Here is a 14,025-nt window from a genome sequence, read left to right on the forward strand (position 1 = left end):
GACATGCAGCGGGGCAGCCGGCGGCCGCGGGCGGCGTTCAGGCCCTGACGAGCAGCTGGAACTCGAAGGAGTACCGGGACGGCCGGTAGGTGTGCGTACCGAACTCGACCGCGCGCCCGGTGTCGTCGAAGGTGGTGCGCTCCATGGTCAGCAGGGGGGCGCCCTCCTCCTCGCCGAGGCGCTCGGCCTCGGCGGCGGTGGCGGCGCGGGCGCCGATGGTCTGGCGGGCGCTGTGCAGGGTGATCCCGGCGGTGCGCATCAGCCGGTACAGGCCGGTGGCCCGGAGCTGCTCGGTGTCCAGGTCGATCAGGCCGGGCGGCAGGAAGTTGCAGAGGTACGCCATCGGCTCCCCGTGCGCGAGCCGCAGCCGCTCCACCCGGTGCACCTCGCCCCCCTCGGTCACCCCCAGTGCGGCGGCGACCTCGGCGCTCGCCGGCACCACCGTGTTGACCAGGACCTTCGTGGCCGGGCGCTGCCCTGCCGCCTCCAGGTCGTCGTAGAGGCTGCTCAGCTCCAGCGGGCGCTTGACCTGGCTGTGCACGACCTGGGTGCCGACGCCGCGGCGGCGCACCAGCAGTCCCTTGTCGACCAGCGACTGGATGGCCTGGCGCACGGTGGGCCGGGACAGACCGAGCCGCGCGGCCAGCTCGATCTCGTTGCCCAGCAGGCTGCCGGGGGTCAGCTGTCCGCGCTCGATCGCCGTCTCCAGCTGCTGCGACAGCTGGAAGTACAGCGGCACCGGGCTGCTCCGGTCCACACTCAGGTCGAGCGCCAGGGTCGGGTCCACGTCTGGTTTCGGCACGGCCCGAGCGTAGCTCCGTGCGCTGTTGACGGGAAGTTGTGAAGTTCGGTTGTCCGGACATGCGGATTGACAGGGTGCGGGTGGTGGCTCACCTTGATGGCATGCGCATCGGGGTCATCGGTACGGGCCGGATCGGCACCGTGCACGCGAACACGCTCAGCCGCCATCGCGACGTGGGGTCCCTGATCCTCACGGACACCGATGCCTCGCGCGCCCAGGAGCTGGCCCACCGGCTGGGCGAGACGGCCGCCCCGGGCGTGGACGAGATCTTCCGGTGGGGCGTGGACGCCGTGGTGATCACGACGGACACCTCGTCCCACGCCGATCTGATCGGCCGGGCGGCGCGCTCGGGGCTGCCGGTGTTCTGCGAGAAGCCCATCGCCCCGGACCTGCCCGGCACACTCCAGGCGATCGCCGAGGTCGAGGCCGCGGGAACGATCCTTCAGATGGGCTTCCAGCGCCGTTTCGACGCCGGGTACCGCGGTGCCAGGGAGGCGGTACGGTCCGGGCGGCTCGGGCGGCTGCACACCGTGCGGGCGGTGACGAGCGACCAGGAGCCGCCGCCGGAGGAGTATCTGCCGCTCTCCGGAGGGCTGTACCGGGACACGCTCATCCACGACTTCGACATGCTGCGCTGGGTCACCGGCCGCGAGGTCGTCGACGTCTACGCCGCCGGTTCCGACGCCGGCCCGCCGGTGTTCCGGGCCACCGGTGACGTCGACACCGGCGCGGCGCTGCTGACCCTGGACGACGGCACGCTGGCCACGGTGACCGCCACCCGGCTCAACGGCGCCGGGTACGACGTGCGCATGGAGCTGGCCGGGGAGCGGGACCAGATCGTCGTCGGCCTGGACGACCGTACGCCGATCGCCTCCACCGAGCCGACCGGGCCGCCGGCGGCGGACAAGCCGTGGACGGGGTTCGTGGAGCGCTTCGGCCCCGCCTACGAGACGGAGCTGTCGGCGTTCGTCGAGGTGGTGCGCGGTGAGCGGGCCAACCCGTGCGACGGGCTGGAGGCGCTGCGGGCCCTGCGGATCGCCGAGGCCTGCGAGGCCTCCCGGCGCGAGCGGCGCCCGGTGCGGCTGGGCGAGATCCCGGGGGCGGCGGAGGCCGTCGCCGGGTGAGGGCGGCCGGCCCCTACTCCCCCGCCGCTTCCCTGCGGAGAAGTTCCGCCCGGCGGCGCGGGTCGTATCCGGGACCCACACCCTCGGCCAGCACCACGTCGCCCGCGATGTGGTCGGTGCGCAGCCGCAGGATCTCCTGGTACGCGCGGGACGTGTACCAGGCGCGGGCCTCGGCCAGGCCCGGGAACTCGATCAGCACCATGCTGCCCGGCCACTCCCCCTCGAGCACCTCGGCGGGCGGACCGTGGACGAGGAAGCGGCCGTGGAACGGGGCGAGCGTGTCCTGGATGCGCTCCAGGTACTCCAGGACGTCGGGGTGGTGTCGCCGGTCGCGCAGGTGGGCGAAGCCATAGGCGGGCATGTGCGGCTCCCTCGTTCCCTCCGGGGCTGGAATGGGACACCCCGACCGTGCCACCCCCGCGCGCCGGCCGCGATTACCCGGGACGTAAGGGCCCGGCCGTCCGCAGGTGCGGGCGTCGGTGCGGCCGGGCGCTACGGCGCCCCGTCTCCGTCCGCTTCCTCCAGCAGACCCGCGTCATAGGCCAACAGGGCGATCTGGACTCGGTTGTTGAGGTCCAGCTTGGCCAGGATGCGGGAGACGTGGGTCTTGACGGTCGCCACGCTCATGTACAGCCGCGCCGCGATCTCGGCGTTGGCCAGCCCCCGGCCGACCGCGACTGCGACCTCGCGCTCGCGGTCGTTGAGCAGGGCCATGCGCTCGCGCGCGCGGGTGTGCCGGAGGTCGGCGGCGGTTCCGGCCGCGTGGTCCATCAGCCGCCGGGTCACGGCGGGCGACAGGACGGGGTCGCCGGCCGCGACCTTGCGCACGGCGTCCAGGATCTCGGCGGGCGGGGTGTCCTTCAGGACGAAGCCCGCGGCGCCCGCGCGCAGGGCCCGCAGCACCTGCTCGTCGGCGTGGAAGGTGGTGAGCACCACGACCTGCGGCGCGTCCGCGCGGGTGCGCAGCCGCTCGGTGGCGGTCAGGCCGTCCACCGCCGGCATCCGGATGTCCATGAGGACGACGTCCGGGCGGGTGCGGTCGACGAGCGTCTCGGCCTCGCCCCCGTCGGCGGCCTCACCGACGATCTCGACGTCCTGCGCGCCGCCCAGCATCAGGGACAGCCCGGCCCGGACCAGCGGGTCGTCGTCGACGAGCAGCACTCTGATCGCAGTCATGGCTCCTACGAAACCACGGCGGCCGGACCGCCCGCGGGGCCGGTCGCCGCGCGGCTCGGGTCCGTGCGGGGGCCGGTCGGGTCCGTGCGGGCGCCACTCGTTCCCATGCGGGCGCCGCTCGCGTCCATGCGGGCGCCACTCGTTCCCATGCGGGCGCCGGCCGTGCCCATGCGGGCGCGGATCGGGTCCGTGCGGATGCCGGACGCGCGGGCCGGTCCGGCGGCGAAGGACCCGTGCCGGGGTGCCGACGCGCCGCCGCTCACGTCCACGGCAGCCACGCCCGCACCTCGAATCCGCCGTCGGCCGTCGGGCCGTGGGCGAGGGTGCCGCCCGCGAGGCCGGCGCGCTCGGTGAGCCCGATCAGGCCCTGCCCGGAGCCGGGCACAGGGGGCGCGTCGGCCCGCGGCGGCGCGTTGCGGACGGCCAGCGTGAGCCCGTCGCCCGCGCCCCCGGTGACGGACACCGAGACCTCCGTGCCGGGGGCGTGCTTGCGGGCGTTGGTCAGCGCCTCCTGGGCGATGCGGTAGGCGGTGCGCCCGACGGAGGCGGGGACGGCGGCGGGGTCGGCGACCCGGCGGTCGAGGTCGACCTTCATGCCGGCCTCCCGGGACTCGGCGACCAGCGCGTCGAGCGCAGCCAGGGTGGGCTGCGGGCGTCCCTCGTCGTCGGAGTCGCCGGCCCGCAGCACGCCGATGATCTCCCGCAGGTCCTGGAGCGCCTCGTGCGCGCTCTCCCGGATGACGCCCGCCGCGCGGGCCACCTCCTCGCGGGGCGCGTCCGGCCGGAACTCCAGGGCACCGGCGTGCACGCTGAGCAGCGTCAGCCGGTGCGCGAGGACGTCGTGCATCTCCCGGGCGATGGCCTCCCGGGCGAGCCGCTGGGCCTGCTCGGCCCGCAGCCGTGCCTCGGCCTCCGCGTGCCGGGCCCGGTCGCGCAGGCTCAGCAGCAGCTGCCGCTTCGCACGGGCGAGCAGCCCCCAGCCGACCACCGCGCCGAGCATCACGGCGGCGATCAGGACGGAGGCCAGGTAGGGAAGCCCGGGTTCCGGGCGCAGCCAGTAGTAGAGGGGCTGGAGTGCCAGGTGGGCGCCGCCCACCCAGGCCACGTACCGGAAGGGCCGGTGCACGGCGAGGGTGAACAGCGAGACCAGGGCGGCGCCGCCCGCGGTGACCGAGACGAAGGCGACGGGGACCATCGCCACCGCGAGCCCGACCGGCCGGCGCCGTCGCAGCCAGACCGCGGCACAGGCGAGCGCCCCGATCACCTGGTCGGCGACGCGCATGGCCGGCGAGAGTCCGGGTTCCTCGGGCAGGGCGTCGGCACCCAGCAGACCGATGACGACGGCCAGCAGGAAGCAGGCGAAGTCGACGAGCCAGTCGCGCGCGGTGCGCCGGGGGCGCCGCCCGCCGGGCCGGGCGCCGTCCGGGTCCAGCTCCTCCGCCAGCGCCGACGGCAGCAGCCAGCGCCGCACCGGCGACGCCGGGGTCGTCAGCGCCGGCTCGTGTGTCCTCACGGTCGACAAATCTACGCAGCGCGGGCCGCGCCGGCCGTCCGCCGGGGCGGATCGGCGACCAAAGTCGCACGGCCGCAGACTTTCGGCGCACCGCGCGTGGTGGCGGAGGGTCTTCCGACGGGCAGGGCTCGCCCCGCGGCCGATGTGGGCGGGGGGTCCGCGGGGCGAGAGTCGGGGGCATGAAGCAGTTGCTGGAGTTTCTCGGTTTCCTCGCCGTGGTGCAGGGCGTGGCGGGACTGGTGCACGAGTTCACCGACTGGCACTGGGGGCTGGTGCAGCGGATCGGGGTGTTCGACGGCTACGAGGTGTACGTGAGCGTCGCGCTGCTGGTGCTGGGCTGCGCGCTGTTCGCCGCGGCGGGCCGCAGGTCCGGCTGAGCGCCGGACCACCGGTACCGGTGCCTCGGCCAACGGCGCCCCGGCGCCGGTGCTTCGGCAGCCGGTGCTTCGGCGGACAGCGCCCGGCAGAGGGGTCAGCAGCCGTGGTCGACCAGGTCGAACGATGCGTAGTGGTCGGCGGTGTAGTAGTCCTCCTGGTGCTCCTCGCCAGTGACGACGCGGCGGGCGCCGCGGGTCTCGGAGCCCGCGGTGATCACGGTGTACTCGTGGTAGTAGCCGGTCGGCCGGCCGGGCAAGATGCCCTCGCGGTTGTGGAAGACGGTCCCGTCCTGCTCGAAGGGGTAAGGGCCGCCCTGTTCGATGAGGTCCAGGGTGTCGTGCGCCTGTGGGGGCAGATCGCTGTAGCAGATGTCGCCGACCGCCTGGGCGGCGGCGCCTGCCGGGGTCGCGGTGACGGTGCCGCCCACGAGGAGGGCGGACAGGAGTGCGGCTGCGGCGCCGGTCCGAGCGGCGCGTGGGGGGAATCGCATGCGGTCATGATGACGCGCGTAGACGATGGCACGTCAATGACACCACCGAGGATTCCCCCGCCAACTCCCCCGGGTTCTCACAGATTTCACGCACCGCTCCGCTGGTCCCCGGCGTTCTCCGGCAGTTCGAACGAGCCGTACTCGGGGCGGCCCGCGGCGTCGTACGACTGGACGGACACCCCGGCGGCCGTGACGCTGCCGCCCGTGTGCCGGAAGGCGGTCGGCACCGAGCCGTCGGCGAACAGGCGGCGGCCGGCGCCGAGCACGACCGGGAAGGTCAGCAGATGGAGGCGGTCGACCAGGCCGGCGTCGAACAGCGACCGGACGAGCGCGCCGCTGCCGTGCACCTGGACCTCGCCGCCGGTGCGCTCCTTGAGTGCGGTGACCTCCTTGGCGAGGTCACCGGCGAGCACGGTGGTGCCGGCCCACGCGGGGTCGGTGAGGGTGCGGGAGACGACGTGCTTCGGCAGGGCGTTCAGCTTGCCGGCGACCGGGTCACCGGGGTCGGTCACCTTCGGCCAGTGCGCGGCGAAGATGTCGTACGTCCGGCGGCCGAGGAGGAAGGCGCCCACCCGGGAGAAGACGCCGTCGACGAACCGGCCGAAGTCCTCGTCGATGTACGGGACGACCCAGCCGCCCTGGTCGAAGCCGTCCCGGGTGTCCTCGTGGGGGCCGCCCGGGCCCTGGTAGACGCCGTCGAGGGAGACGAAGGTGGTGACAACGAGCTTGCCCATGGCGGCGGCCTCGCTTTCGTGCTCGGAGTGATGCGGTCATCAGCTCAGACCCCGCCGCCGGCCGCAACTCATCGGTCCCCCGGCATGCCGGCGTCATCGGTCGCCCCGGCAGGTCGACGTCCGTTGGCCGCCGGTGTCGCGGCACCGGTGCCGCTGTGATGGAGGCATGAACACGACGACGAACATTGCGGAAGACCTGACCGGCCGGGCGGCCCTGGTGACCGGCGGCAGCCGCGGGATCGGCGCCGCGACGGCACTGCGGCTGGCGCGCGAGGGCGTGGACGTGGCCGTGACCTATGTGCACGGTGAGGATGGCGCCGCGGAGGTCGTCCGCGCGGTGGAGCGGCTCGGGCGCCGGGCGGTGGCCCTGCGCGCCGACCTGGCCGACGCGGCGCAGGCCACGGGGGCCGTCGAGCGGACGGTGGACGCGCTGGGCGGGCTCGACGTCCTGGTGAACAACGGGGGCGTGGGGCTGCTCGGCCCGATGGAGGGGATCTCGCTCGCCGACCTGGACCGGGTGCTGGCCGTCAATGTGCGGGGCGTCTTCCTCACCTCGCAGGCCGCGGCCTCGCGGATGACGGAGGGCGGGCGCATCATCACCGTCGGCAGTTGCATGGCCCAGCGGGTGCCCGGCCCCGGCGGGACGCTGTACGCCATGAGCAAGTCGGCGCTGGTCGGACTGACCCGGGCGCTGGCGCGCGAGCTGGGCCCGCGGGGCATCACGGCCAATCTCGTCCACCCCGGCCCGATCGACACCGGCATGAACCCGGCGGACGGCCCGTACGCCGACGGCCAGGCGGCGCTGACCGCGCTGGGCCGCTTCGGCAGGGCCGACGAGGTGGCCGCGACCGTCGCACACCTGGCGTCGGCCGCCTATGTCACCGGGGCGCAGTTCGCGGTGGACGGCGGCCACGCGGCGTGATGCCGCCGTCGGGGTGATGCGCGTGGGGCGCGCCGGTGCTGTCCAGGCCGGGCGCGCCCCACGGGTCGGGGTGGGTCAGCCGCCCAGTTCCTGGTGGCGGGCGGCGAGGTGGGCCGCGCCGTCCTCGGTCAGGGAACCGAACAGGCGCAGGCGGGAGATACCGCCGTCGGGGAAGATGTCGACGCGGGCGTGGGTGCCGACGGCCGGCTCCGGCAGGACGAAGCGGTGGTTGGTGTCGGGCTGCATCCGGGTGCGCGGCAGCACCTCGCGCCACTCGCCGTCCTCGCCGTCCTTGACGGAGACGGACGCCCAGCCGGCGCTGTTGCCCTTCAGGTACGCCGTGTCGATCTCGACCGCGCGGATCTGGGAGCGGTCCGCCAGCCGGTAGCGGATCCAGTCGTTGCCCTGGTCGCGGCGGCGGCGGGTCTCCCAGCCGTCGTCCATCTTGCGCGAGCGGCCCGGCTGGATGGTGTTGGTGGCCGGCGAGTAGAAGAGGTTGGAGGCGTCCTCGACCTGGCCGCCGTTCTCCAGCGCGACGACGTCGAAGGTGCCGAGGGCCGCCAGCCACTTCGGGTCGGGGAGCACCTCGCCGTGCACGCGCAGCCGGGCGATGCCGCCGTCGGGGTGCTGCTTGACCCGCAGGTGGGTGAAGCACTGCTCGACGGAGACCGCGAAGCCGTTGGCCGCGTGGCCGCCGACCGGCGTGCGCGGGACCAGGGTCGTCCACTTCACGTCGTCCGCGAGCAGCTCCTCGGGCGACGGGGAGCCCGGTACGCGGGCGCCCTCGACGGAGACCGCCTGGGGGTAGTTGCCGCGGAAGTGGGCCGTGTCGACGACGATGCCGCGGATCACGCCGGGGGCGCCGAGCCGGATCAGCGCCCAGTCGTGGTCGTCCTCGGCGGGCCAGGGGTGCTCGGCCGAGACGCCGCGGCGCCGACGGGTCTCCCAGCCGTCCATGACCTTGCCCTTGTGCCCGAAGTGCTCGGGGTCGAACTCGGCGCGCTCGGGCACCAGCAGGTTCTCGCGCTGGGCGAAGAACTCGTCGTTGGCCGCGACGACACCGGCGCCGAGCTGCCGGTCGGCGAGGTTGGCGTAGTGGGTGAAGGGGAGGTCGGCCGTGCGGTAGTCCGCGTACGGGTCACCGCCTCCGTAGGGGTTCGCGTCGCCGGTGAAGCTGGGTATCGCCGTCACGGTGATCTGGGCCTGCCTTTCGAGTCTCGAGCGCTGTGGTGTGGTCAGTTGGTCCGGGTGAGGAGCTGCCCCTTCGGCTCGGTGAACTCGCCCTCCGCCACGATGCGCCGTCCGCGCAGCCAGGTCGACTTCACGACGCCGTACAGGGTCCGTCCGGCGTACGCCGTGACGCGGTTGCGGTGCTGGAGGGCCGCCGGGTCGACGACGAAGGTCTCGTCGGGGGCGAGTACCGCGAAGTCGGCGTCACGTCCTGCCTCGATGGCGCCCTTGCGGTCCAGTCCGACCAGGCCGGCGGTCTTCGCGGACATCCAGCGGACGACGTCCTCCAAGCCGTGCCCGCGCTCGCGGGCCGCGGTCCACACGGCGGGCAGGCTGAGCTGGAGGCCGGAGATGCCGCCCCAGGCGGTGGCGAAGTCGTCGGTCTTCAGGTCGGCGGTGGACGGCGAGTGGTCGGTGACCACGCAGTCGATCGTGCCGTCCGCCAGGGCCTGCCACAGCAGGTCCTGGTTGGCGGCCTCGCGGATCGGCGGGCAGCACTTGAACTCGCTGGCGCCGTCCGGGACCTCCTCGGCGGTGAGGGCCAGGTAGTGCGGGCAGGTCTCGACGGTGAGGCGGACGCCCTCGGCGCGGGCCTCGGCGATCATCGGCAGGGCGTCGCTGGAGGACAGGTGCAGCACGTGCACCCGGGCGTCGAACCGCTTGGCCTGCGCGATCAGGCTCGCGATGGCGGTGTCCTCGGCGTCGCGCGGGCGGCTGGCGAGGAAGTGGGAGTACCGGGGGCCGCCCTGCTGCGGGGCGGAGGCCAGGTGGTGCGGGTCCTCGGCGTGCACGATCAGCAGGCCGTCGAAGGCGGCGATCTCGGCCATCGAGCGGGCGAGCTGCTCCTGGTCGAGGTGCGGGAACTCGTCCACGCCGGAGGGGGACAGGAAGCACTTGAAGCCGAAGACCCCGGCGTCGTGGAGCGGACGCAGGTCCCTGACGTTGTCGGGCAGGGCGCCGCCCCAGAAGCCGACGTCGATGTGCGCCTTGTCGGCGGCCACCTTCTGCTTGGTCCGCAGGTGGTCGACGGTGGTGGTCGGCGGCAGCGAGTTGAGCGGCATGTCGACGAGGGTCGTGATGCCGCCGGCCGCCGCGGCGCGGGTGGCGGTCCAGAACCCCTCCCACTCGGTGCGGCCGGGGTCGTTGACGTGCACGTGGGTGTCGACCAGACCGGGCAGGACGACGTGGTCGCCGACGTCCTCCAGCCGGGCGCCGTCCGGCACGGGGGCGTCGTACGGCAGGACCGCCGTGATCGTCTCCCCGGTCACCGCGATCGACGCGGCACGCGTTCCCTCGGGAGTGATGACACGCGTCGAGCGCAGCACCAGTTCAGCCTCGGACACCCGAACCCCTCTCTTCGCCGCCGGTCCACGTCCCGGGAGGGGGACATGACGGGAGTTGTCCCCATCCAGCCGTTTCAACGTTCTGTTGAAGGAGTCTTGCCCCGCCGCTTCCACGCCGTCAAGAGGCACACTGCTCGTAGGCATGCTCGAGGCGCCGCCCTGGACGTTTCCACAAAGCGGAATTAGAATTCCAGCAAGCAGAACGTAGCTACGTACAAGCGGGGAGTCAACCGGGTCCCGGGTAGGCTTCTGCCCTCCCGTCCGCCTCGAAAGGAACCGCGCCGTGCCGACGTCCAGCGCCAGCACCACCGACTCCGCCAGGCCCGCCGCCACCGGCGGCGTCCAGTCCCTGGAGCGCGCCTTCGACCTGCTCGAACGGATGGCGGACGCGGGCGGCGAGGTCGGCCTGAGCGAGCTGTCCGCGAGCAGCGGACTGCCCCTTCCGACCATCCACCGCCTGATGCGCACGCTGGTGGCCTGCGGCTACGTACGCCAGCAGCCCAACCGCCGCTACGCGCTCGGCCCGCGGCTGATCCGGCTCGGCGAGTCCGCCTCCCGGCTGCTGGGCACCTGGGCGCGCCCGCACCTGGCCCGGCTGGTGGAGGAGACCGGCGAGACGGCGAACATGGCGCTGCTCGACGGGGACGAGATCGTCTACGTGGCGCAGGTGCCGTCCAAGCACTCGATGCGGATGTTCACCGAGGTGGGCCGGCGGGTCCTGCCGCACTCCACCGGCGTCGGCAAGGCCCTGCTGGCCGACTTCCCGGCCGAGGAGGTGCGCGCGCTGCTCGCCCGGACGGGCATGCCGGCGGCGACCGAGAAGACGATCACCACGCCGGACGGGTTCCTCGCGGCACTGGAGGAGGTGCGGCGCCAGGGCTATGCCGTCGACGACAACGAGCAGGAGATCGGCGTGCGCTGCCTGGCCGTCTCCGTGCCCGACTCCCCGACCGCGGCGGCCATCTCCATCTCCGGCCCGGCGGGCCGGGTGACCGAGGCCGAGACCGACACCATCGTGCCGCTGCTCCAGCAGGTGGCGGCGGAGCTCTCGGAGACGCTGCTCAGCTCCGGCGTCAACGGCAACGGGGGTTAGCGGGGCCGGGGGGGCCGTGAATGGCCTCCGGGGTGCCGTGGTCCGCCGTAGGGGGTGCGGCCGGTCGCAGGGGGTGCCAGGGCCGGTCGTGGGGCGGCTGCGGGTTCGTCGGGGCTGGTCGCGCAGTTCCCCGCGCCCCTGGGGTGTTGCCGGGCCGCCCCTTGGCCGGTGAGCCGGCGACTTACGACGACGGCCGGCGATCCGGCGGATCACCGAAGGCGGCCGGCGCCCGGCCACTCGCCGAAGACGGCCGGCGCCGCAGACGGTCAGTGACCCGGTGGCTCGCCGAAGAGGTCCACGGCGTTGCGGACCTCCGTCAGCCCGGGGCGCAGTGCGCTGACCGAGCCGATGGCGCCGGCGATCAGCAGGAGGGACCGGCGCAGCCGGGCCACCTCCGGGACGCCGTGCCGCGTCATCGCGTCGAGGTCGGCGAGTTCGTCCTCGGCGACGGCCCGGTCGGGGAAGTCGGCCGGCAGCACGGCCAGGCGCCGCCGCAGCCGGGACACCGCGGCCCGCAGTTCCGTCACCCGGATGTCCTCGTCGCCGACCGTCACGCGCCTCTGCCCCACGCTCCGCAACACAGCCCTCCCCCTCGCACGCCGTTGTGCGCCCCTAGTGGTGAACCTGCCGAGCACCCCCGCGGCGCTTCCCGGGCGCCGGGGGACGCGGGCCAGTAAACGACAACCGGCCCGGGGCGCGCCACCGTGGGGGCCGAAATTCAGTCCCCCGTGCACCCGCCGTCCGACGGGTCGTCAGGGGCGGGGTCCGGTATGCAGGACCCATGACGGACAACGAAGACCAGGTGGCCGGGCTGCTGCTCGCCGCGGGCGGCGGACGCCGGCTCGGCGGACGGCCCAAGGCACTGCTGCGCCACCGTGGCCGACCCCTTGTCGAACACGCGGTCGGCGTCCTGCGCGCGGCAGGGTGCGCCCGCGTGCACGTGGTGCTGGGGGCGCGCGCCGACGACGTACGCGACCGGGCGGCGCTGCCGGGATGCGTGCTGGTGGACAACCCCGACTGGGAGCAGGGCATGGGCTCCTCCCTGCGGGCGGGACTGGAGTCACTGGCCGGGACGGGGGCGCGGGCCGCCCTGGTGTCGCTCGTCGACCAGCCGGGGATCGGTGCGGAGGCGGTGGCCCGCGTGCGCGCGGCCTACCGGGACGAGACGTCGCTGGCCTCGGCCGCCTACGACGGTGTGCGCGGCCATCCCGTCCTGCTCGGCGCGGCCCACTGGGCGGGCATCGGCGCGACTGCGACCGGGGACCGGGGGGCACGCGCCTATCTGAGGGAGCACGAGGCGGCGATCACGCTGGTGGAGTGCGGGGACGTGGCGGTGCCCCACGACATCGACACCGAGGCGGACCTGGGCCGGCTGGAGTGAACGTGGAGTGAACGGCGTGGCACCGAGCGCCACCTTCCCTCGACTCAGAGAATCTCGACATCAACAAACCATTGAACTTCCACTATGAGGAAACTACTATCCACTGTTCAGAAGCGCCCGGCCGCTCCGCGGGGCGCGACATGCCGTGTCCGGGCTCCTGACACCCGGTGCCACGAAGAAGCTCGCGAAGAAGCTCGCTGAAGGAAGTGACAGCTCATGTCCGCACCAGCGCCGTCCCCGCTGGCCATCGTCGACGCCGAGCCCCTGCCCCGGCAGGAGGAGGTCCTCACCGATGCGGCGCTCGCCTTCGTGGCCGAGCTGCACCGGCGGTTCACGCCCCGGCGTGACGAGCTCCTCGCCCGCCGTGCGGAGCGCCGCGCCGAGATCGCCCGCACCTCCACCCTCGACTTCCTCCCGGAGACCGCCGCGATCCGCGCGGACGACTCCTGGAAGGTGGCCCCCGCTCCGGACGCGCTCCAGGACCGCCGGGTCGAGATCACCGGTCCCACGGACCGCAAGATGACCATCAACGCGCTCAACTCGGGCGCGAAGGTCTGGCTCGCCGACTTCGAGGACGCCTCCGCCCCGACCTGGGAGAACGTCGTCCTCGGCCAGCTCAACCTGATCGACGCCTACACCCGCAGCATCGACTTCACCGACCCGCGCTCCGGCAAGTCGTACGCGCTGAAGGCGGACGAGGAACTCGCCACGGTCGTGATGCGCCCCCGCGGCTGGCACCTGAACGAGCGTCACCTCCGGCTCGACGGCCGCCCGGTGCCCGGCGCGCTGGTCGACTTCGGCCTGTACTTCTTCCACAACGCCCAGCGGCTGCTGGACCTCGGCAAGGGCCCGTACTTCTACCTGCCGAAGACCGAATCGCACCTGGAGGCCCGCCTCTGGAACGACATCTTCGTCTTCGCGCAGGACTACGTCGGCATTCCGCAGGGCACCGTCCGCGCCACCGTCCTGATCGAGACGATCACGGCGGCGTACGAGATGGAGGAGATCCTCTACGAGCTGCGGGACCACGCCTCCGGGCTGAACGCCGGCCGCTGGGACTACCTGTTCTCCATCGTCAAGAACTTCCGCGACGGCGGCGAGAAGTTCGTGCTCCCGGACCGCAACGCGGTGACGATGACGGCCCCGTTCATGCGGGCGTACACCGAACTGCTGGTGCGCACCTGCCACAAGCGCGGTGCGCACGCCATCGGCGGCATGGCGGCCTTCATCCCCTCCCGCAAGGACGCCGAGGTCAACAAGGTGGCCTTCGAGAAGGTCCGCGCCGACAAGGACCGCGAGGCGAACGACGGCTTCGACGGCTCCTGGGTCGCCCACCCCGACCTGGTGCCGATCGCCATGGAGTCCTTCGACAAGGTGCTCGGCGACAAGCCGAACCAGAAGGACCGCCTGCGCGAGGACGTCGACGTCAAGGCCGCCGACCTCATCGCCATCGACTCGCTGGACGCCAGGCCGACCTACGCGGGTCTGGTCAACGCCGTCCAGGTCGGCATCCGGTACATCGAGGCATGGCTGCGGGGCCTCGGCGCAGTCGCCATCTTCAACCTGATGGAGGACGCGGCCACCGCCGAGATCTCCCGCTCGCAGATCTGGCAGTGGATCAACGCCGGAGTCGTCCTCGACAACGGCGAGCAGGTCACCGCCGAGCTGGCCCGCAAGGTCGCCGCCGAGGAGCTTCAGAACATCCGCGCCGAGATCGGCGACGAGGCCTTCGCGGCCGGCAACTGGCAGCAGGCGCACGACCTGCTGCTTCAGGTCTCCCTCGACGCCGACTACGCCGACTTCCTGACGCTGCCGGCGTACGAGCAGCTCAAGGGCTGA

Annotated in this window: 16 protein-coding genes; 6 read left to right on the forward strand and 10 right to left on the reverse strand. The window is 73.4% G+C overall.

The annotated features are described in order from the left end of the window. Positions 1-37 precede the first annotated feature (37 nt). On the reverse strand, positions 38-775 hold the full coding sequence (locus tag ACZ45Q_RS12205; RefSeq protein WP_468259492.1) for a GntR family transcriptional regulator: 738 nt from the start codon (positions 773-775) through the stop codon (positions 38-40). A 128-nt stretch (positions 776-903) separates the two neighbouring features. Between ACZ45Q_RS12205 and ACZ45Q_RS12210 the strand changes: the two genes are divergently transcribed. Next, entirely contained in the window at positions 904-1,926 is a 1,023-nt protein-coding gene (locus tag ACZ45Q_RS12210) for a Gfo/Idh/MocA family protein (protein WP_468258766.1), read from the forward strand. Positions 1,927-1,939: 13 nt separating this feature from the next. On the opposite strand, the gene ACZ45Q_RS12215 is transcribed toward ACZ45Q_RS12210, so the two are convergent. The 4 genes from ACZ45Q_RS12215 to ACZ45Q_RS12230 all read right to left on the reverse strand — a co-directional run bounded on the left by ACZ45Q_RS12215 (position 1,940) and on the right by ACZ45Q_RS12230 (position 4,624). After that, positions 1,940-2,287 carry a DUF1330 domain-containing protein gene (locus ACZ45Q_RS12215; protein WP_468258770.1) on the reverse strand — a complete coding sequence of 116 codons (348 nt, stop codon included), beginning with the start codon at positions 2,285-2,287 and terminating at the stop codon, positions 1,940-1,942. A gap of 131 nt (positions 2,288-2,418) precedes the next feature. After that, a complete protein-coding gene (locus tag ACZ45Q_RS12220) occupies positions 2,419-3,102 on the reverse strand; it encodes a response regulator (RefSeq protein ID WP_468258773.1) in 684 nt (227 codons plus the stop codon). A gap of 5 nt (positions 3,103-3,107) precedes the next feature. Next, positions 3,108-3,380, reverse strand: coding sequence for a hypothetical protein (locus ACZ45Q_RS12225; protein WP_468258776.1), 273 nt, complete (start codon positions 3,378-3,380; stop codon positions 3,108-3,110). Further along, the gene (locus ACZ45Q_RS12230) at positions 3,362-4,624 is read right to left on the reverse strand and encodes a sensor histidine kinase (RefSeq protein ID WP_468258777.1); all 1,263 of its coding nucleotides are present in this window, start codon (positions 4,622-4,624) and stop codon (positions 3,362-3,364) included. The genes ACZ45Q_RS12225 and ACZ45Q_RS12230 overlap by 19 nt, the downstream gene beginning before the upstream one ends. Positions 4,625-4,794: 170 nt before the next feature. Between ACZ45Q_RS12230 and ACZ45Q_RS12235 the strand changes: the two genes are divergently transcribed. Then, complete coding sequence (locus tag ACZ45Q_RS12235; protein ID WP_468258779.1) at positions 4,795-4,992, forward strand: hypothetical protein; 198 nt, start codon at positions 4,795-4,797, stop codon at positions 4,990-4,992. Positions 4,993-5,087: 95 nt separating this feature from the next. On the opposite strand, the gene ACZ45Q_RS12240 is transcribed toward ACZ45Q_RS12235, so the two are convergent. Continuing rightward, positions 5,088-5,483 (reverse strand): guanyl-specific ribonuclease, encoded by a 396-nt coding sequence (locus ACZ45Q_RS12240; protein ID WP_468258781.1) that lies wholly within the window; start codon positions 5,481-5,483, stop codon positions 5,088-5,090. 86 nt (positions 5,484-5,569) lie between these two features. Continuing rightward, positions 5,570-6,217 carry a dihydrofolate reductase family protein gene (locus ACZ45Q_RS12245; protein ID WP_468258783.1) on the reverse strand — a complete coding sequence of 216 codons (648 nt, stop codon included), beginning with the start codon at positions 6,215-6,217 and terminating at the stop codon, positions 5,570-5,572. Between the two features lie 166 nt (positions 6,218-6,383). Here ACZ45Q_RS12245 and ACZ45Q_RS12250 point away from each other — a divergent pair, with 166 nt between their 5' ends. Further along, positions 6,384-7,139, forward strand: coding sequence for an SDR family oxidoreductase (locus tag ACZ45Q_RS12250; RefSeq protein WP_468258785.1), 756 nt, complete (start codon positions 6,384-6,386; stop codon positions 7,137-7,139). Between the two features lie 75 nt (positions 7,140-7,214). On the opposite strand, the gene alc is transcribed toward ACZ45Q_RS12250, so the two are convergent. Continuing rightward, positions 7,215-8,330 (reverse strand): allantoicase, encoded by a 1,116-nt coding sequence (gene alc / locus ACZ45Q_RS12255; RefSeq protein ID WP_468258788.1) that lies wholly within the window; start codon positions 8,328-8,330, stop codon positions 7,215-7,217. A gap of 44 nt (positions 8,331-8,374) precedes the next feature. Continuing rightward, positions 8,375-9,712, reverse strand: a complete 1,338-nt coding sequence (gene allB / locus ACZ45Q_RS12260) for an allantoinase AllB (protein WP_468258790.1) — start codon at positions 9,710-9,712, stop codon at positions 8,375-8,377. A 283-nt stretch (positions 9,713-9,995) separates the two neighbouring features. Between allB and allR the strand changes: the two genes are divergently transcribed. Further along, positions 9,996-10,805 carry an allantoin degradation transcriptional regulator AllR gene (allR, locus tag ACZ45Q_RS12265; protein ID WP_468258793.1) on the forward strand — a complete coding sequence of 270 codons (810 nt, stop codon included), beginning with the start codon at positions 9,996-9,998 and terminating at the stop codon, positions 10,803-10,805. Between the two features lie 266 nt (positions 10,806-11,071). Here allR and ACZ45Q_RS12270 read toward each other — a convergent pair whose 3' ends face one another. Further along, a complete protein-coding gene (locus tag ACZ45Q_RS12270) occupies positions 11,072-11,386 on the reverse strand; it encodes a DUF5955 family protein (protein WP_468258796.1) in 315 nt (104 codons plus the stop codon). A gap of 200 nt (positions 11,387-11,586) precedes the next feature. Between ACZ45Q_RS12270 and ACZ45Q_RS12275 the strand changes: the two genes are divergently transcribed. Then, positions 11,587-12,186 (forward strand): nucleotidyltransferase family protein, encoded by a 600-nt coding sequence (locus ACZ45Q_RS12275; protein WP_468258798.1) that lies wholly within the window; start codon positions 11,587-11,589, stop codon positions 12,184-12,186. A gap of 216 nt (positions 12,187-12,402) precedes the next feature. Then, positions 12,403-14,025: a malate synthase A gene (gene aceB, locus ACZ45Q_RS12280; protein WP_468258801.1), complete on the forward strand. Its 1,623-nt coding sequence runs from the start codon at positions 12,403-12,405 to the stop codon at positions 14,023-14,025.

It is taken from the genome of Streptomyces sp. NPDC031049 (assembly GCF_055571015.1).